Raw genomic sequence first — 17,468 nt, forward strand, 5'->3', positions numbered from 1 at the left:
GGAGAAGCATATGGCAGTGCATGAGCATTACTACGTTCCGGCGCAGAGCAAATGGCCGATCATCGCAACCGTCGGGTTGCTGGTGACCATGTATGGCCTGGGCACCTGGTTCAACGACATGAAGGCCGCGCGCCCGGAATCCCATGGGCCGCTGATCTTCTTCGTCGGCGGATTGCTGATCGCCTACATGATGTTTGGCTGGTTCGGAACGGTCATCAAGGAAAGCCGCTCGGGCCTGTACAGCGCGCAGATGGACCGCTCGTTTCGCTGGGGCATGAGCTGGTTCATATTTTCCGAGGTGATGTTCTTTGTCGCCTTTTTCGGCGCGCTGTTCTACATCCGCTATTGGTCCGGTCCGTGGCTGGGCGGCGAAGGCTCCAAGGCCATCGCGCACATGCTCTGGCCGAATTTCGAATACACCTGGCCGATGCTCAACACGCCGGACCCGAAACTGTATCCGGCGCCCAAGGGCATTATCGACCCGTGGCACTTGCCGCTGATCAATACGATCCTGCTGGTCAGCTCCAGCGTGACCATCACCATCGCCCACCACGCGTTGAAAAAAGGTCATCGCGGCGCGTTGAAAATCTGGCTGGCGATCACCGTGCTGCTCGGCTTGAGCTTCCTGACCTTGCAAGCCGAAGAATATGTGCACGCTTACAAAGAACTCGGCCTGACCCTGGGTTCGGGCATCTACGGCGCGACGTTTTTCATGCTCACCGGCTTTCACGGCGCACACGTCACCATCGGCACCATCATCCTGTTCGTGATGCTGATGAGGGTCCTGCGCGGGCATTTCGATGCTGAGCATCAATTCGGTTTCGAGGCGGCGAGCTGGTATTGGCACTTCGTGGACGTGGTATGGATCGGGTTGTTTGTATTTGTGTATGTGCTGTAGGACCGGCTTTAGCCGGGAGAGCGCTCTCCCGGCTAAAGCCACTCTCGCGGAACAGTCATTGCAGAAGGTCCATTACCACGTCACATGCGAAACCAGTCGGCCGCTGTAAAAGCCCCAGGTAATCAGCGCCAGGGTAATGGCCGCCAGGCTGACGCGGATGGTCAGTGCTTTCACCAGACGCGTCGAATGGCTGTCGTCCTTGACCAGAAAGAACAGGCCGCTGAACAGGCTGGCCGTGGTGGCGAAAAGCATCAGGACAATCGCTGCTTTGAGCATCAGGCAACTCCAGGAGCAAACGCGATGCAATGGAGTATAGGTGGGGATGCACAGTCAGGCCGGGCGCAGCGATGAAGCGTTTTGCGCCCGGGCTGCTGCCGACGCTGGTGGTGTTCAGCCTGCTGCCGTGCCTGATCGCGCTCGGTTTCTGGCAGCTGGGTCGCGGCGAGGAAAAGCGCGTGATGCTCGCCCACTACGCCGAGCGCCGTGCGGCAGAACCGGTGCGGATCGAACCGTTGGTAACCAGCGCCGATCCGGCTTATCGCCGTGTGCAGTTGCGCGGGCGCTTCGACCCTGAACACAGTCTGTTGCTCGATAACAGCACTCGGGAAGGCAAGGTCGGCGTCGAACTGCTGCAGCCCTTTCAGGACCAGGCCAGCGGGCTGTGGATACTGCTCAATCGTGGTTGGCTGCCATGGCCTGATCGCCGCACGCCGCCACAGTTTCAGACGCCGATTCAGCTGCTCGATGTCGAAGCCTGGGTTTACGTGGCCCCCGGCGCCACATTCCAGTTGCACGCGGACATGGCCAACGCGCCGTGGCCGCGACTGGTCACGGCGGTGGATGCGGGCAAGCTCTGGGCGGAACTGGGCCGCGACGGTTTTCCCCAGGAGTTGCGCATGGCGTCGGAACTGGGCGCCTATCGACTGGACTGGCCGCTGGTGGCAATGGGACCGGAAAAACATCAGGGCTACGCCGTGCAGTGGTTTGCGTTGGCGACTGCACTAACCGGCCTTTATGTGTACCTGGGCTGGCACACCGCGCAGAGCAAGAACAAACAGAACAAACAGAACAACAATAACAAGGAGGACAACCATGGGAACGGTCATGAACCCCACCAGCACGTCTGAGCCACGCCCGCCGCTGAGCCGCCGCAAGGGCCGCTGGCAGCTGATTCTGGTCTTGCTGGTGGCCATCGGCCCGATGATCCTGGCCACCAGCATGTACAAGTTCAAGTTCTGGGTGCCGGAGAACCGCAGCTTTCATGGCGAATTGATCGGCAATGGTCAAAGCCGCGCCGACCTTGGGGTCCAGGCCGACGAGTCGCGCTGGCAGCTGTTGGTCAGTGCGCCCAAGGTGTGTGAAGCCCAATGCCAGCACCTGGTGTATCTGGCCCGGCAGATTCAGATCGGCCTGGGCCGCGACGCGTCTCGCGCCAGTCACGCATTGGCCGTCGCCCAACCGCTGGACGCCGACTACACCGCCAGGCTGACCCGGGAATACCCGCAATTGCAGCGCTACCCGCTGGAGTTGCCGCGTTATCAAAAAACCGCGCCTGGCATCGAGGCGCCACAACTCTGGATCGTCGATCCCCACGGCAACCTTGTGCTTCGCTACGACGTGGACGTGAAGGGTAAAGACTTGCTCAACGATCTGCGCCAACTGCTGAAACTGTCGAATATCGGATAGGGGGTCGTCATGACCAAGCCCGGATTTCGTCTCGCTCTGCTTGCCACGCTGCTGGCGCTGTTCGTGGTGTTACTCGGTGCCTACACGCGGCTGACCCATGCCGGGCTGGGTTGCCCTGACTGGCCAGGTTGTTACGGCTTCATCAGCGTGCCAGCCAGCGAGGCGCAGCTGGCCCACGCCGAACTGCATTACCCGGACACGCCGGTCCATGCCGAAAAAGGCTGGAACGAGATGACCCATCGCTATTTCGCCGGAGGGCTGGCGCTGCTGATTCTGTTGCTGGCGGCGCAGGCCTGGCAGCGACGGCATATCGCCGGGCAACCACTGAAACTGCCGCTGGTGTTGCTCGGCGTGGTGTTTGCCCAGGCGGCATTCGGCATGTGGACGGTAACCCTCAAGCTCTGGCCGCAGGTGGTCACCGCGCATTTACTGGGCGGCGTCGCAACCCTGAGCCTACTGTTTCTGCTGACGGTGCGCCTGAGTGGCGCTTTTCCGATCCAGCCGCAACTGCCGGTGCGACTGCGGCGCATGGCGGCCATCGGTATCTTGCTGGTGACCGTGCAAATCGCCTTGGGCGGCTGGGTCAGTTCCAATTATGCGGCGATGGCCTGCACCGATCTGCCCACGTGTCAGGGCCAATGGTGGCCGGAGGCGGATTTCGCCAATGGCTTTCACCTGACGCAGCACATCGGCCCGAATTATCTGGGCGGCAAACTCGACAGCGAAGCCCGCACAGCAATTCACCTGACCCATCGCATCGGTGCGCTGCTGGTGACGTTCTCCCTGCTTGCGCTGGCGTGGCAGCTCAGGAAAGCCGGTTTCAAGGGCATGGCGACGCTGTTACTGCTGGCGCTGGGAGTGCAGATTGGCCTGGGCATCAGCAATGTGCTTTTTCATCTGCCACTGGCGGTCGCCGTGGCGCATAACGCAGGCGGCGCGGCGTTAATGCTGAGTATGGTGCTGATTAATTTCCGGGTTCGGGTGTCCGCTCGAGCGCCAAGGCGCAGCGAGCACGCAGTTCGTGGGAGCAAGCTTGCTTGCGAAAACTGTATTTGCAGCGCGGATAGTCTGCCGAATGTACCTGCCACTTCGCGAGCAAGCTCGCTCCCACAGGGATCATAACTCCCATGACCACACTAACCCGCGCCCATCACAACCAGGCGCTCTGGCGCGACTATCTGGAGCTGACCAAGCCCAAGGTCGTGGTGCTGATGCTGATCACTTCGCTGGTGGGCATGTTTCTCGCGACGCGCGCGGGCGTGCCCTGGGCGGTGCTGGTGTTCGGCAATCTGGGCATCGCCTGTTGTGCCGGCGGCGCAGCGGTGGTCAATCATGTGGTGGATCGGCGGATTGACGCGCTGATGGCCCGCACCCATAAACGACCGATTGCTGTAGGCCGCGTGTCGCCACGCGCTGCGCTGATTTTCGCCCTGATCCTGGCGCTGAGCGGCCAGGCGTTGCTGCTGGCCTTCACCAATCAACTGACCGCATGGCTGACGCTGGCCTCGTTGCTGGGTTACGCGGTGATCTACACCGGTTTTCTCAAGCGCGCGACGCCGCAGAACATTGTCATCGGCGGACTGGCGGGTGCTGCGCCGCCCTTGCTGGGTTGGGTCGCGGTCACCGGACACGTCAGCGCCGAACCGCTGTTGCTGATGCTGATCATCTTCGCCTGGACGCCGCCGCACTTCTGGGCGCTGGCGATTCATCGCAAGGAGGAATACGCCAAGGCCGACATCCCGATGCTGCCGGTCACCCATGGCGAGCACTACACCAAAGTGCATATCGTGTTCTATACGCTGATCTTGCTGGCGGTCAGCCTGCTGCCGTATGTGATCCAGATGAGTGGCCCGTTGTATCTGCTCTGCGCCCTGGGACTTGGCGCGCGCTTCCTGCAATGGACCTGGGTGTTGTACCGTGGCGCTCGGCCGCACGCGGCGATGAATACCTTCAAGTACTCTATCTACTACTTGTTCCTGCTGTTCATCGCCCTGCTCGTAGACCACTACTTACTGTTGACCCTATGACTCGAACCCAGAAGACCGTTTTTATCCTCGCAGCCATCGTCGCCTTGATTCTCGGCCTGACCGTCAACCGCGTGCTCTCGGGCAAGGGCCAGGGCGACCAGACTGCGCTGATCGACGCCGGAGTCATCCTGCTGCCGCAAAGCCGCAGCCTGCCCGACCTGAAAATGACCAATCAGGATGGCCAGCCGATAGTAGTCAACGAATTGAAAGACAAGTGGACGGTGCTGTTTTTCGGTTACACCTTCTGCCCGGACATTTGCCCGACCACCCTCGCCCAGCTGCGGCAGATCAAGAGCGAGCTGCCCAAGGACGTCCTGGCGAACCTGCGCGTGGTGCTGATCAGCGTCGATCCGAACCGCGACACGCCGGCGCAGCTCAAGCAATACCTGGGGTATTTCGACAAGGAGTTCATCGGCCTGACGGCGTCCGTTGCGGACATCCAGAAACTGGCCAACGCGGTGAGCATCCCGTTCATACCCGCCGACACCAGCAAGCCGAACTACACCGTGGATCACAGCGGCAACCTGGCCCTGCTCGGCCCGGACGGCACGCAACGCGGGTTCATCCGTGCGCCATTGAATAACCAAAAGCTGGTGGCGCAGTTGCCAGGGTTGTTGCAGCGCAAATAACCGTTCACCTTAGGAGCGAACTTGTTCGCGAGGCAATATTCGGATCAACGCCTCGCCAGCAAGTTGGCTCCTACAAAAATGGTGGACGGATAAAGATTTGGTACACCCGCATATAAATATGTATGTTATTTGCCAGGGATTAATAGCTTATTTTTGTGGGCATCGCTGTTCCTGCAAATTATTAGCCTGAGTATTTTTGCTGAATGTATAAATTGCATCCACCCTCAGATGATCTGATAGAAGTCGTGGAAATCATTCTGAATGAACATCAGGCATCAACACTGGATGTTTTTACCCGACATCTGGCTGATGCGGGTGGCCCCTCAGTTTCTGGCGTTCAGAAAATTGCGAAACACTACGCTGAGTTGTTTGTTTCAAAACTCAGCGTAAAACAAAAAACGTATCTGGATAACTACGCAGACGGTCACCTGGCTGTGCTGATGTTCACGGGAATGCTGGTTCCGGATGATTTCGATATCCCGGATGTATTGCCCTCGCTCGCTGAACTTGAGTACGACTCCCGTGGCAATTATCTGGCGGCCCGCAATCAATTACTGCTATGCCTCGTTCAGCAAAGGCCCTTTGCCTTTGATATGGATAACGACGGCAAAATAGTTCGTTTCGTCGCTAACTTCAAAGGGGACGGTCGAAACCCGCGTGATGATGAAGGCCCCGCCCATCCCGTCAATTTGAGCTCGCACGCAGGTGCAGGTTTAGGACCTCACACCGAAGCACCCTATCACTGCTCCGTTCATTCCCGGGATTTGCACTCCCCAGCGCCATCATCCCTTATTCTCACTGCCCTTTGGAATCCACTTGATGAACCAACACAGGTAATCCCTCTAGGCAGAATTCTGGATGAAATTGGCATAAGGGATGCGCTGGCTTTGACTTCCCCCTCATTTAGATATACCCGAAGTGATTCTTTTGTGAAGGGTAAGGGTGAGCAGGACAGTAGCGTCTCGATCCTTGAATTTGATCCGCAAGGCGAGTTCTCAGTAAGGTATAACAACTACCGGTTTTCTGTACTCCCCGACGCAACCCCGCTGGTCAAGCAAGCGTTCATGAATTTCAAATCTCGCATTCAGTCAGCAACACCCTTCGCTTTTGTATTGCAGCCATCCTCTGCGCTGATCATTAACAATTCCCGTGCCCTGCATTGCCGGGAAATCATCCAGGATAATCGTCGTCTGCTTGTTCGCCTGTTTGGGTACTCCAGATTTGCCGAGCCCATAATCCTGAGCGACGACCCACTTATCGTACAAGGCTAATACAACATATCCCAAGTGTCAGAGGTGAGCTTTTGATTGAAATAGACATCACGATTCTTTTATCGCTGGCGGCTGTCGCTTTTCTGGCAGGTTTTTTTGATGCCATTGCGGGCGGGGGTGGCCTTATTACTTTGCCGGCACTATTCATGGCGGGCATTGATCCGGTAGCGGCAATTGCGACGAACAAATTCCAGGCCGCGTCCGCAACGTTATCCGCCACCGTCGCCTTTGCGCGAAAAGGACTGATTGAGTGGCGTCGGGGCGCGCCAATGGCTGTGATGTCTTTCCTTGGAGGTGCCTTGGGAGCGCTTTCGATCAGTTACCTTCCAAAGATGGCGCTAGAGTTCATCGTTCCGATATTGCTCATCATCGTGGCGACCTACTTCGCCCTCGCTCCAAAACTGGACGATGTGCAACGAAAAGCCAGAGTTTCAATTCTGGTTTTTACAGTGATCATTGCCCCGTTGATTGGATTCTATGACGGTGTCTTTGGCCCCGGCGTTGGCTCTTTTTTTATGGTCGCTTTCGTCATGCTGATGGGCCAGGGAATCCTGCGCGCCATGTCGAACAGCAAGTTCTTGAATGCGTCCTGCAATCTGGGTGCGCTTACCGTTTTTGCCTGGAAGGGAGCAATCATCTTGCCCATTGCCTTGACCATGGCTGCTGCCGCTTTTGTCGGAGCACAGTTGGGCGCTCGATGTGCTGTCCGATTTGGAGCCCATTTGATCAGGCCGATGTTAATTACGGTTTGTTTTATCATGGCCGTAAAACTGGTTATGGCCGATGAAAATCCGCTTGGGGCATTGATTCTGTCCACATTGCGTTTTTAATTTGGTCACATCCCAGTAACGCAATCGCTGCCCCGCCCCCGTAGGAGCGGGCTCGCTGGATTCAAATCAGAACGCTGGAACCACAGCGCCTTTGTATTTCTCAAGAATGAACGCTTTCACTTCCGGGCTCTGCAAGGCGGCGACGAGTTTTTTGACTGCGTCGGCGTCCTTGTTCTCGGTGCGGGTCACCAGGATGTTGGCGTAAGGCGATTCGGCACCTTCGATGATCAGCGCATCCTTGGTCGGATCAAGCTTGGCCGCCAGCGCAAAGTTGGTGTTGATCAACGCCAGGTCAACCTGAGTCAGCACCCTTGGCAAGGTTGCGGCTTCCAGTTCGCGGAACTTCAGGTTTTTCGGGTTTTGCAGCACGTCCTTAGGCGTCGCCAGGATGCTGGTCGGGTCCTTCAGGGTGATCAGGCCAGCCTTGGCCAGCAGCAGCAGCGCACGGCCTTCATTGGTGGCGTCGTTAGGGATGGCAACGTTGATGCCATCGGGGCCTTCGCTCAGTTCAGTCAAGGACTTGTACTTTTCGGAGTACGCGCCGAACGGTTCGACGTGAACCTTGCCGACGCTGACCAGATCAGTGCCCTTGCCTTTGTTGAACTCATCCAGATACGGCTGGTGCTGGAAGAAGTTGGCGTCCATGCGCTTTTCCGCAACCTGCAGGTTCGGCTGCACATAGTCGTTGAAGACCTTGATCTGCAAGTCCACGCCTTCTTTGGCCAACGTCGGTTTCACGAACTCGAGAATCTCGGCGTGGGGCACGGCGCTGGCAGCGACGGTCAGGGTTTCATCGGCGTGCGCGGACAACGCGGCCACAGCGGCAAATACGGCCAACAGCTTTTTCATGGATCAACTCCCTTGAGTGCGCGCCGTGTGGCGGGCATTTGCTGGTTCATCACCAGCCAATTCAATTATCGGTGTGTGTAGTGCGCGACCAGTTTGTCGCCGATGGTTTGCAGGATCTGCACCAGCACCAACAGCAATACGACCGTCACGAACATCACATCGTTCTGGAAACGCTGGTAACCGTAGCGAATCGCCAGATCACCCAGGCCGCCAGCGCCGACGGCACCGGCCATTGCAGTAAACGACACCAGCGCAATCGCGGTCACAGTAATCGCCGCAAGAATGCCGGGGCGCGCTTCCGGCAGCAGCGCCTTGACGATGATCTGCCGCGTGGTGGCGCCCATGGCCTGGGTCGCTTCGATGATGCCTTTGTCGACTTCACGCAGCGCCGTCTCGACCAGTCGCGCAAAGAACGGCGTGGCTCCGGCGATCAGCGGCGGCAAAGTGCCGAGGATCCCCAGGGAAGTTCCGGTGATGATCTGCGTCAGCGGCATCATCACAATCAGCAAAATGATGAACGGCAAGGCGCGCAGCAGGTTGACCGCGATTGATAGCACCGAATACAGCGGCTTGTTTTCCAGCAATTGGCGCGGCGAAGTCAGGAACAGCAGCACGCCCAGCGGCAGGCCGAACAGCACCGTGAAGCCCAGGGAAACCACGAGCATGTTCAGGGTATCGCCGGTGGCGATCCAGATTTCCTGCCAGTCGACGTTGGAAAACAGTTCGATGAAAGCTTGCATCAGCGCAGCACCTCCATGTCGACATCCGCAGCGGTGAAGCGCGCGAACGCGGCGTCCATGTCGCCGCCAGTGATGGCCAGCGTCAGTTGCCCGTAAGGGGTGTCTTTGATGCGGTCGATACGACCGGCGAGGATGCTGTAATCGACGCCAGTTTCCCGGGCGACGGTACCCAGCAGCGGTGCGTAAGTGGCCTGGCCCTGGAACGTCAGGCGCACGATGCGGCCTTCAACGTGGGCGAAGTCATCGCGCTGTTCGCTTTCGTCGATCTGCTCGTGTTCCTGAACAAAGCGCTTGGTGGTCACGTGCTGCGGATGCAGGAACACGTCCGCAACGGTGCCTTGCTCGACAATCACACCCGCATCCATCACCGCCACGTGATCGCAGACGCGACGAATCACATCCATCTCGTGGGTAATCAGGACAATGGTCAGCTTCAACTCGCGATTGATCTCGGCCAGCAATTGCAGGACCGACGCCGTGGTTTGCGGGTCCAGCGCGCTGGTGGCTTCGTCGCACAGCAGGATTTTCGGCTTGGTGGCCAGGGCCCGGGCGATGCCGACGCGTTGTTTCTGGCCGCCTGACAACTGCGACGGATACTTCTTCGCGTGATCGGACAAGCCCACGCGCTCCAGCAATTCTGCGACGCGCTGGTCGATCTGTTTGCGGGACATGTCGCCCGCCAGCGTCAGCGGCATGGCAACGTTGTCGGCCACGGTCTTGGACGCCAGCAGGTTGAAGTGCTGGAAGATCATCCCGACCTGCTGACGAAAGCGCCGCAAGCCGTTGGCGTCCAGTGCCGTAACGTCTTCGTCGTCAACAATGATCTGCCCGCCGCTCGGGGTTTCCAGGCGATTGATCAGGCGCAGCAAGGTACTTTTGCCGGCGCCGGAATGGCCGATGAGGCCGAACACCTGGCCGTCTTCGACGCGCAGGCTGGTGGGGTGCAGGGCCGGAATTTCCTTGCCTGCCACCCGATAGGTTTTGTGGACGTTATGAAACTCGATCACGTAGCGAACCTTGTGGGGGCGCGGTAAAAAATCAGCGCAGTGGCAGGACGCACACGGGCTGCTTCGCAACGGCTGGATAAGCCGGGCGCGCATTTTAGCCTGTCCGCCAAGAGGTATTTAGCATTTATTTCATAAGCGGCCTGCGATTTTGGCATAAGGCGATCAGTGGTTTCGTAAAAAACGCTGGGATTGGAACGCGACCTACCCGATACCGGCCAACCGAAGATTGAAAAATTCACGGAACGGCTGATTTTCTCCCCGGTCACTAAATGAGCATCGCGACTTCCCCCTGTACCGTGCGGGGGAATTCCGCTTGTTTGAGCCCTGCCGAATCGAGCATACGGGCCATTCTGAACCGAGGAGTTTTTGCCTGATGGCTACTAAAAAGACACCCATTGCACCCAGCACCAAAAGTGACCTGGCTGGCACCGACACGCTCGACCGGGGCAATACCAACGAAAAGCTCGAGAGCCTAGAACAGTTTCGCTCCGACGCCACCAATCAGGCCCTGCGCACCAATCAGGGCGTGAAAGTTTCCGATAACCAGAACACGCTGAAAGTGGGCGCGCGCGGTCCATCGCTGCTTGAAGATTTCATCATGCGCGAGAAGATCACCCACTTCGACCACGAGCGCATCCCGGAGCGGATCGTCCACGCCCGTGGTACCGGCGCTCACGGTTATTTCCAGACCTATGAAAATCACTCCGCGCTGAGCAAGGCTGAATTCCTGCGTGATCCGGGCAAGAAAACCCCGGTGTTCGCGCGCTTCTCTACCGTACAAGGCCCGCGCGGCTCGGGCGATACCGTGCGCGACGTGCGTGGTTTTTCGGTCAAGTTTTATACCGGCGAAGGCAACTACGATCTGGTCGGCAACAACATGCCGGTGTTTTTCATTCAGGACGCGATCAAGTTTCCAGACTTCGTTCACGCCGTGAAGCCTGAGCCGCATAACGAAATCCCGACTGGCGGTTCCGCTCACGACACGTTCTGGGATTTTGTTTCGCTGGTGCCGGAATCGGCGCATATGGTGCTCTGGACCATGTCCGACCGCGCCATCCCGAAAAGCCTGCGCACCATGCAAGGCTTTGGTGTGCACACGTTCCGCATGATCAACGCCGACGGCAAATCGAGCTTCGTCAAATTCCACTGGAAACCGAAGTTCGGCACCTGTTCGCTGGTCTGGGACGAAGCGCAGAAACTCGCCGGCAAGGACACTGACTTCCACCGCCGCGACCTGTGGGAATCCATTGAAACCGGTGATTACCCGGAATGGGAGCTGGGCGTGCAGATCGTGGCCGAAGAAGACGAGCACAAGTTCGACTTCGACCTGCTCGATCCAACCAAAATCATCCCCGAAGAGCTGGTACCGGTAACGCCGCTGGGCAAAATGGTACTCAACCGCAACCCGGACAACTTCTTTGCGGAAACCGAGCAAGTCGCGTTCTGCCCTGGCCACATCGTGCCCGGTATCGACTTCTCCAACGATCCGCTGCTGCAAGGTCGCCTGTTTTCCTACACCGACACGCAGATCAGCCGCCTGGGCGGGCCGAACTTCCACGAAATCCCGATCAACCGCCCGGTTGCGCCGAACCATAATGGTCAACGTGATGCGCAGCACCGCACGACCATCGACAAAGGCCGTGCGAGTTACGAGCCGAATTCGATTGACGGCGGCTGGCCGAAAGAAACCCCGGCAGGCCCGGTAGACGGCGGCTTCGAGACGTATCACGAGCGTGTTGAAGCCCACAAAGTACGCGAGCGTAGCGAGTCGTTCGGCGATCACTTCTCTCAGGCAACGCTGTTCTTCAACAGCATGAGCCACCACGAGAAAGAGCACATCATTGCGGCGTACAGCTTCGAGCTGGGCAAAGTGGATCGCGAACACATCCGTGCGCGTCAGGTGAATGAAATCCTCGCCAACATCGATCTGGAACTGGCCAGTCGAGTAGCGGCGAACCTGGGCCTGCCAGCGCCGAAAGCCGGGACCGTGCCCGCCAAATCGACGTCCATCAAAGAATCGCCGCTGCTGAGCCAGGCCAATCTGCTTTCCGGGGACATCGTTTCGCGCAAAGTGGCAATTCTGGTGGCTGACGGCGTGGACGACAAAGCCGTGGCGGCGATGAAGGCCGCACTGGAGGCACAAGGCGCGCATTCCAAAGTGCTTGGCCCGACCTCGGCGCCGGTCAAGACTGCTGGCGGCGCAACTCTGGCCGTGGACGCTTCAATGGAAGGCTTGCCTTCGGTGGCATTCGACGCGGTGTTCATTCCGGGCGGTGCTGCTTCGGTCAAGGCACTGAGTGGCGACGGCGTGGCGCTGCACTATGTGCTGGAAGCCTACAAGCACCTCAAGGCCATCTCGTTCAGCGCCGAAGCCAAGGAATTGGTGAAGTTGCTGCATCTGGATCTGGATGCCGGCTTGCTGGAAGTTGCCGATAGTGCGTCGTTCAAGACGTTCTTCGACGCGATTGCCCAGCATCGGGTCTGGGCTCGCGAGCCTAAGGCCAAGGCGATTCCGGCTTAAGGCTGTAAGTATTGTGGGAGCGAGCTTGCTCGCGAAGGCATCTGTACATCCGCCGGCTACCTACTGGCTGATACACCTTCGCGAGCAAGCTCGCTCCCACTTATTTGTCGTTCTTTACAACTGAGCAGGCTTGAGCACGATCTGGGCCTTCTCATTGCGCTCGATCACGCGGCGCAGGTCCAGCTCGAAATCCGGATTAATCTTGTTCACCCGTTTGGTTAACAACGTGGCCAGCCATGGATAGTCTTCAGTGCGCGGCACTTGCAGCACCACATCACAATTGAATGCCACGGTATCAGCGGCGATGGCATCCAGTTGGCGACGCAGTTGCACCATATCGCCAATTTTCAATGCAATCGTCGTGCTTTCTGCCGTGGGATCGATCAGTTTGGCGATGCGCCTGGCTTCGGCTGCTTTTAAATCAGCTTCAGCCTTGTCCAGCTCGGCCTTACGGGCGTGGGCAATGGCACCGTTGACGCCACTGGTCAGCGCCGGAGCCGTGGGCATTAGCGCGCGAGCGCGGCTAAGTGCCGTCGCGGCAGCATTGACGTCGCCCTTTTGCAGCACGATCTGGCTGCGGCTCAAATAAGCCTCGGCCAGACGCCGCTGAAATTGCTCCAGGCGGATATCAGTGGGCGCAGCAGCTTGTAGCGCAGCCAGCTGATCTTCGGCGGTCGCCAATTCACTGCTGGTGATACTTTGCTCCAGCTGTGCGAACGCGTCAGGGGGTGTCTCGGGCGCGGGCGCCTCAACAGTGGGCGCACTCTGACAGGCACCCAACAGGATGGAAAATGCGGCAAGCAGCAGATAACGGGATGCAAACGGCTTCATTCCTGCGATTCTCTAATTGCGCAAAAAACGAGCAAGTCTACACCGCCCGCTTGGGTAGAACAAAACTGAGCAGAAATAACGCTGCTGCCGACACCACAATCGAGGGTCCGGCGGGGGTGTCCTTGAACCATGACATGGACAGGCCAATACACACCGCGGCCACGCCCAACACGCTCGCGCCCAGTGCCATCTGCTCCGGCGAACGGGCGTGACGCTGTGCCGCAGCCGCCGGAATGATCAGCAGCGAAGTGATGAGCAATACACCGACAATCTTCATCGCCACGGCAATAACCACCGCGATCAGCAGCATCAAGGTCATGCGCAGCGCCGCTACGGGCAAACCTTCGACCTTGGCCAGCTCTTCATGCACGGTGATCGCCAGCAATGGCCGCCACAGCGCGATGATCAACGCCAGCACCGCTGCCGCGCCGCCGAGAATCCAGGCCAGATCCGTCGGGCTGATCGCCAGCAGATCGCCGAACAGATAAGCCATCAGGTCGATGCGCACGTCGTGCATGAAGCTCAGCACCACAAGGCCCAGAGACAATGTGCTTGGCGCCAGAATCCCCAGCAGCGTGTCCGACGCCAGCGGCTGACGCTGTTGCAGGGTCACTAGCAGAACTGCCAGCAACAGACAGCCGACAGTCACCGCGATGGTCGGGCTGACATCCAGCAAAAAGCCCAAGGCAACGCCCAACAATGCCGCGTGGGACAACGTATCGCCAAAATAAGCCATGCGCCGCCAGACCACGAACGAGCCCAACGGCCCGGCCACCAGCGCCAACGCCAGCCCGGCAAGCAAGGCATACAGTAGAAAATCAGCCATGCTTGCAGCTATCTCCATGAACGTGATTGTGGGTGTGAGGCGCGGGTTCCGCGGCGTCCGCCACGACTTCGCCATGCAGGTCATGGGCGTGGTCGTGATGGTGGTGATAAATCGCCAGGCTCTGGGCGTTCTTGCCGAACAGCTCGACGAACGCCGGGTCATGACTGACCTGCTCCGGGTGGCCGGAGCAGCACACATGGCGATTCAGGCACACCACCTGATCGGTGGTGCTCATCACCAGATGCAAGTCGTGGGAAACCATCAACACGCCGCAGCCGTGACGATCCCGCAGACGGGTGATCAGGCTGTAAAGCTCGGCCTGCCCGGCCACGTCAACACCTTGCACCGGCTCGTCCAGCACCAGCAATTCCGGTTCGCGCAACAACGCGCGGGCGAGCAGCACGCGCTGCATTTCCCCGCCGGAAACACTCTGCAATGGGCTGTCGATGACCTTTTCGGCACCGACTTCGGCCAATGCGGCAAGGGCTGCCGCGCGATCCACGCCCGGCACCAGACGCAAAAAGCGCAGCACCGACAGCGGCAATGTCGCGTCGATGTGCAGTTTTTGCGGCATGTAGCCCACGCGCAGTTTCGGCTTGCGCCAGACCTTACCGGAATCCGGGGTGAGCAGGCCGAGCACCGCACGCACCAGCGTGGTCTTGCCCGCGCCGTTGGGCCCGATCAACGTGACGATTTCCCCTGGCTTGACGCTCAGCTGGATGTTTTCCAGCACGTTTTGCCCGGACAGCGTGACGCGCACCTGCTCAAGGGTGATCAGTGCATTGCTCATCAGGCTGCCTTGCAGCCGGAACAGATACCGACGATTTCCACGGTCTGGCCTTCCACCGCGAAGCCGACTTCGGCCGCAGCGGCAATCACCGCATCGCTGATGGCCGGATGCTGCAACTCAATGGCGGCGTGGCATTCCCGGCAAATCAGGAACTGGCCCTGATGGGCGTGGGTCGGGTGATTGCAGCCGGTGAAGGCGTTGAGCGATGCGATGCGATGCACCAGACCGTTTTCCAGCAGGAAATCCAGTGCCCGATAGACCGTCGGCGGCGCGGCGCGGCGACCGTCTTCTTCGCTGAGGACCGCGAGGATGTCGTAGGCACCCAAGGGGTTATGACTGTGCCAGACCAATTCCAGGACGCGACGACGCAATGCGGTCAGGCGCAGGCCTTTCTCGGCGCAAAGCGCATCGGCCTCGGCGAGCGCGGTGTGCACGCAGTGGGAGTGATCATGGGGACGACTGGCCAACGGTGTTATAGGCATGAGCGGCGACGATTTTTGTGAGAGACGTTATTATGTTACCTGTTCCCGCCGTCAATGAGTGGCCCACGTGCACCGTCTTTTTGCCCTTTTCATCGCTTTATCGGCCAGTTTCCTGGCAAATGCCCCGGCTCAGGCCGAGGTTCACGTCCTCACCAGCATCAAGCCATTGCAGCTGATTGCCGCAGCTGTGCAGGACGGCGTTGGCTCGCCAGAGGTGCTGCTGCCGCCGGGCGCGTCGCCGCATAACTATGCTTTGCGGCCATCCGACGTGCGGCGCGTTCGCGACTCGGATCTGCTCTATTGGATCGGCCCGGACATGGAAAGCTTCCTGCCGCGCGTGCTGAAAAATCGCACATTGCCTACTGTCGATGTCCAGTCGCTGCCGGGCATGCGCCTACGCCACTTTGCTGCGGACAGCGCTTCCCATGAGGAAGAAGACCCGGACGAGCACGACCATGATCACCGTCCAGGCAGTCTTGACGCGCATTTGTGGTTGTCATCGTTCAATGCCCGGGTGATCGCCGCGAAGATGGCCGCCGACCTGAGCGCCGCCGACCCGGCCAATGCCGCGCGTTACAGCAGCAACGCCCAGGCCTTCAACACGCGGCTGGATGCGCTGGATACGCGGATCAAGGCCCGTGTCGCAGGAATTTCCGGCAAGCCGTATTTTGTGTTTCACGAAGCGTTCGATTATTTCGAAGATGCCTATGGCCTCAAGCATGCGGGCGTGTTCAGCGTTGCGGCAGAAGTCCGGCCGGGCGCCCGGCATGTTGCGGCGATGCGCGAGCGCCTGACCGAAATGGGCAAGACCTGCGTATTCAGCGAACCGCCATTGCGCCCACGCCTGGCCGAAACCCTGACCGCAGGCCTGCCGGCAAAACTGGCGGAACTCGACGCCCTCGGCAGCGACACCCCGATCAACGCCCAAGGTTATGAGCTGCTGTTGAGCACGCTTGGGGATGATCTGGTTGGGTGCCTGGAGTCGTTGTAAGCCAGGGGACCTGTGGGAGCCGAGCTTGCTCGCGAAGAACCCTAACGCGGTGTATCTGACGCACCGAAGTGAGCCTGATTCGCGAGCAAGCTCCCACACAAGCTCGCTCTCAAAAATGATTGGCGGCCTACAACGCAAACGGCAACGGAATATGCGTTTCCTGGCGCTGTTCCAGGCGTTTCTGGAACTCCATCGGGTCGTGGATCAGTACGTCTTGCCCGGCGTTGGATTCGGCGGCGATCAGGCGCGATAGCCAGAACCTGACGCAGCCCACGCGTAGCATGGTCGGCCACAATTCGGCTTCACCTGAGGTGAACGGGCGCAGCGCGGCGTAGGCGCCGAGCATGGCGCGGGCGCGTTGCGGGTCGATCTGGCCGTCTTCCCGCGAGCACCAGTCGTTCAGCGCAATCGCCAGGTCGTAAAGCATCGGCCCGGAACAGGCGTTGTAAAAGTCGATCAGCCCGGTCAGGTGCGTGCCTTCGAATAGCGCGTTGTCCCGAAACAGGTCGGCATGCAGATTGGAGCGCGGCAATGCCATGATTTTCGGCTTGAGCCGCTCGATTTCTTCCAGCGCGGTTTCCAGCAACTGGCCCGATGCCGGATCAAGGTGCGAAACCAGTTCGGCACCTTCAGTCAGCATCCAGTCCAGCCCGCGATCAGTCTTGCGCTCCAGCACGTGGTCGCGGGTCGCCAGGTGCAGATGCCCCAACAACTCACCAATCTGCACGCAATGCTGCGTGTTCGGCTCACTGATGTGCTTGCCCGGCAGGCGCGGCTGCAACAGCGCCGGTTTGCCGGCCAGCTCGCGCAACGCGCTGCCGTCCGTGGTGCGCAGCGCGTAAGGCACCGGCAGGTCCGCTTCGTGCAGTACATCCAGCAATTCAATGAAGAACGGCAAATCCTGAACCGGCCCGCGCTCGACCAGAGTCAGGACGAATTCGCCCTGCTCCAGGCTGATGAAGTAGTTGGTGTTCTCGCTGCCGGCGGCGATGCCTTGGAAATCGCGCAGACGGCCAAGCCCGTAAGGGGCGAGAAAAGTTTCCAGCTCGGGCCGAGCCAGAGGGGTGAACACGGACATATCAGGACTGCC

At 59.3% G+C, this 17,468-nt stretch carries 19 protein-coding genes; 10 read left to right on the forward strand and 9 right to left on the reverse strand.

Going from position 1 to position 17,468, the window contains the following annotated elements; translation table 11 throughout:
• Nucleotides 1-10: 10 nt before the first annotated feature.
• The gene (locus AABC73_RS27860; RefSeq protein ID WP_341521759.1) at nt 11-898 is read left to right on the forward strand and encodes a cytochrome c oxidase subunit 3; all 888 of its coding nucleotides are present in this window, start codon (nt 11-13) and stop codon (nt 896-898) included.
• 72 nt (nt 899-970) lie between these two features.
• Here the strand turns inward: AABC73_RS27860 and AABC73_RS27865 are convergent, their stop codons facing one another.
• Entirely contained in the window at nt 971-1,174 is a 204-nt protein-coding gene (locus AABC73_RS27865) for a twin transmembrane helix small protein (RefSeq protein WP_020293377.1), read from the reverse strand.
• 71 nt (nt 1,175-1,245) lie between these two features.
• Here AABC73_RS27865 and AABC73_RS27870 point away from each other — a divergent pair, with 71 nt between their 5' ends.
• The 7 genes from AABC73_RS27870 to AABC73_RS27900 all read left to right on the forward strand — a co-directional run bounded on the left by AABC73_RS27870 (nt 1,246) and on the right by AABC73_RS27900 (nt 7,341).
• Nucleotides 1,246-2,025, forward strand: coding sequence for an SURF1 family protein (locus tag AABC73_RS27870; RefSeq protein ID WP_341521760.1), 780 nt, complete (start codon nt 1,246-1,248; stop codon nt 2,023-2,025).
• Nucleotides 1,991-2,584, forward strand: coding sequence for a hypothetical protein (locus AABC73_RS27875; RefSeq protein WP_341521761.1), 594 nt, complete (start codon nt 1,991-1,993; stop codon nt 2,582-2,584). Before AABC73_RS27870 ends, AABC73_RS27875 begins: the two co-directional genes overlap by 35 nt.
• A gap of 9 nt (nt 2,585-2,593) precedes the next feature.
• Nucleotides 2,594-3,706 (forward strand): COX15/CtaA family protein, encoded by a 1,113-nt coding sequence (locus AABC73_RS27880; RefSeq protein WP_341521762.1) that lies wholly within the window; start codon nt 2,594-2,596, stop codon nt 3,704-3,706.
• Between the two features lie 5 nt (nt 3,707-3,711).
• On the forward strand, nt 3,712-4,611 hold the full coding sequence (cyoE, locus tag AABC73_RS27885) for a heme o synthase (protein WP_341521763.1): 900 nt from the start codon (nt 3,712-3,714) through the stop codon (nt 4,609-4,611).
• Entirely contained in the window at nt 4,608-5,240 is a 633-nt protein-coding gene (locus AABC73_RS27890) for an SCO family protein (protein ID WP_341521764.1), read from the forward strand. The genes cyoE and AABC73_RS27890 overlap by 4 nt, the downstream gene beginning before the upstream one ends.
• Before the next feature lie 245 nt (nt 5,241-5,485).
• Nucleotides 5,486-6,511, forward strand: a complete 1,026-nt coding sequence (locus tag AABC73_RS27895; RefSeq protein WP_341521765.1) for a hypothetical protein — start codon at nt 5,486-5,488, stop codon at nt 6,509-6,511.
• Between the two features lie 32 nt (nt 6,512-6,543).
• On the forward strand, nt 6,544-7,341 hold the full coding sequence (locus tag AABC73_RS27900; protein WP_341521766.1) for a TSUP family transporter: 798 nt from the start codon (nt 6,544-6,546) through the stop codon (nt 7,339-7,341).
• 66 nt (nt 7,342-7,407) lie between these two features.
• Here the strand turns inward: AABC73_RS27900 and AABC73_RS27905 are convergent, their stop codons facing one another.
• The 3 genes from AABC73_RS27905 to AABC73_RS27915 all read right to left on the reverse strand — a co-directional run bounded on the left by AABC73_RS27905 (nt 7,408) and on the right by AABC73_RS27915 (nt 9,937).
• The gene (locus tag AABC73_RS27905) at nt 7,408-8,190 is read right to left on the reverse strand and encodes a MetQ/NlpA family ABC transporter substrate-binding protein (protein WP_341521767.1); all 783 of its coding nucleotides are present in this window, start codon (nt 8,188-8,190) and stop codon (nt 7,408-7,410) included.
• Nucleotides 8,191-8,255: 65 nt separating this feature from the next.
• A complete protein-coding gene (locus AABC73_RS27910) occupies nt 8,256-8,930 on the reverse strand; it encodes a methionine ABC transporter permease (RefSeq protein ID WP_341521768.1) in 675 nt (224 codons plus the stop codon).
• Nucleotides 8,930-9,937, reverse strand: coding sequence for a methionine ABC transporter ATP-binding protein (locus AABC73_RS27915; RefSeq protein WP_341521769.1), 1,008 nt, complete (start codon nt 9,935-9,937; stop codon nt 8,930-8,932). The genes AABC73_RS27910 and AABC73_RS27915 overlap by 1 nt, the downstream gene beginning before the upstream one ends.
• Nucleotides 9,938-10,310: 373 nt before the next feature.
• On the opposite strand from AABC73_RS27915, the gene katE reads away from it, so the two are divergent.
• Nucleotides 10,311-12,458, forward strand: coding sequence for a catalase HPII (katE, locus tag AABC73_RS27920; protein WP_341521770.1), 2,148 nt, complete (start codon nt 10,311-10,313; stop codon nt 12,456-12,458).
• A 114-nt stretch (nt 12,459-12,572) separates the two neighbouring features.
• On the opposite strand, the gene AABC73_RS27925 is transcribed toward katE, so the two are convergent.
• From AABC73_RS27925 to AABC73_RS27940, 4 genes are read right to left on the reverse strand one after another with little or no spacing between them, the layout of a single operon-like run.
• On the reverse strand, nt 12,573-13,289 hold the full coding sequence (locus AABC73_RS27925) for a PA5502 family lipoprotein (protein WP_341521771.1): 717 nt from the start codon (nt 13,287-13,289) through the stop codon (nt 12,573-12,575).
• 37 nt (nt 13,290-13,326) lie between these two features.
• Nucleotides 13,327-14,115: a zinc ABC transporter permease subunit ZnuB gene (gene znuB / locus AABC73_RS27930; RefSeq protein ID WP_341521772.1), complete on the reverse strand. Its 789-nt coding sequence runs from the start codon at nt 14,113-14,115 to the stop codon at nt 13,327-13,329.
• Complete coding sequence (znuC, locus tag AABC73_RS27935) at nt 14,108-14,905, reverse strand: zinc ABC transporter ATP-binding protein ZnuC (RefSeq protein ID WP_341521773.1); 798 nt, start codon at nt 14,903-14,905, stop codon at nt 14,108-14,110. The genes znuB and znuC overlap by 8 nt, the downstream gene beginning before the upstream one ends.
• Complete coding sequence (locus AABC73_RS27940; RefSeq protein WP_341521774.1) at nt 14,905-15,387, reverse strand: Fur family transcriptional regulator; 483 nt, start codon at nt 15,385-15,387, stop codon at nt 14,905-14,907. Before AABC73_RS27940 ends, znuC begins: the two co-directional genes overlap by 1 nt.
• Before the next feature lie 67 nt (nt 15,388-15,454).
• Between AABC73_RS27940 and AABC73_RS27945 the strand changes: the two genes are divergently transcribed.
• A complete protein-coding gene (locus AABC73_RS27945) occupies nt 15,455-16,378 on the forward strand; it encodes a zinc ABC transporter substrate-binding protein (RefSeq protein ID WP_341521775.1) in 924 nt (307 codons plus the stop codon).
• Between the two features lie 127 nt (nt 16,379-16,505).
• Here AABC73_RS27945 and AABC73_RS27950 read toward each other — a convergent pair whose 3' ends face one another.
• Nucleotides 16,506-17,456 carry a homoserine kinase gene (locus AABC73_RS27950; RefSeq protein WP_341521776.1) on the reverse strand — a complete coding sequence of 317 codons (951 nt, stop codon included), beginning with the start codon at nt 17,454-17,456 and terminating at the stop codon, nt 16,506-16,508.
• Between the last annotated feature and the right edge of the window lie 12 nt (nt 17,457-17,468).

Source organism: Pseudomonas sp. G.S.17 (assembly GCF_038096165.1).
Classification (GTDB): domain Bacteria; phylum Pseudomonadota; class Gammaproteobacteria; order Pseudomonadales; family Pseudomonadaceae; genus Aquipseudomonas.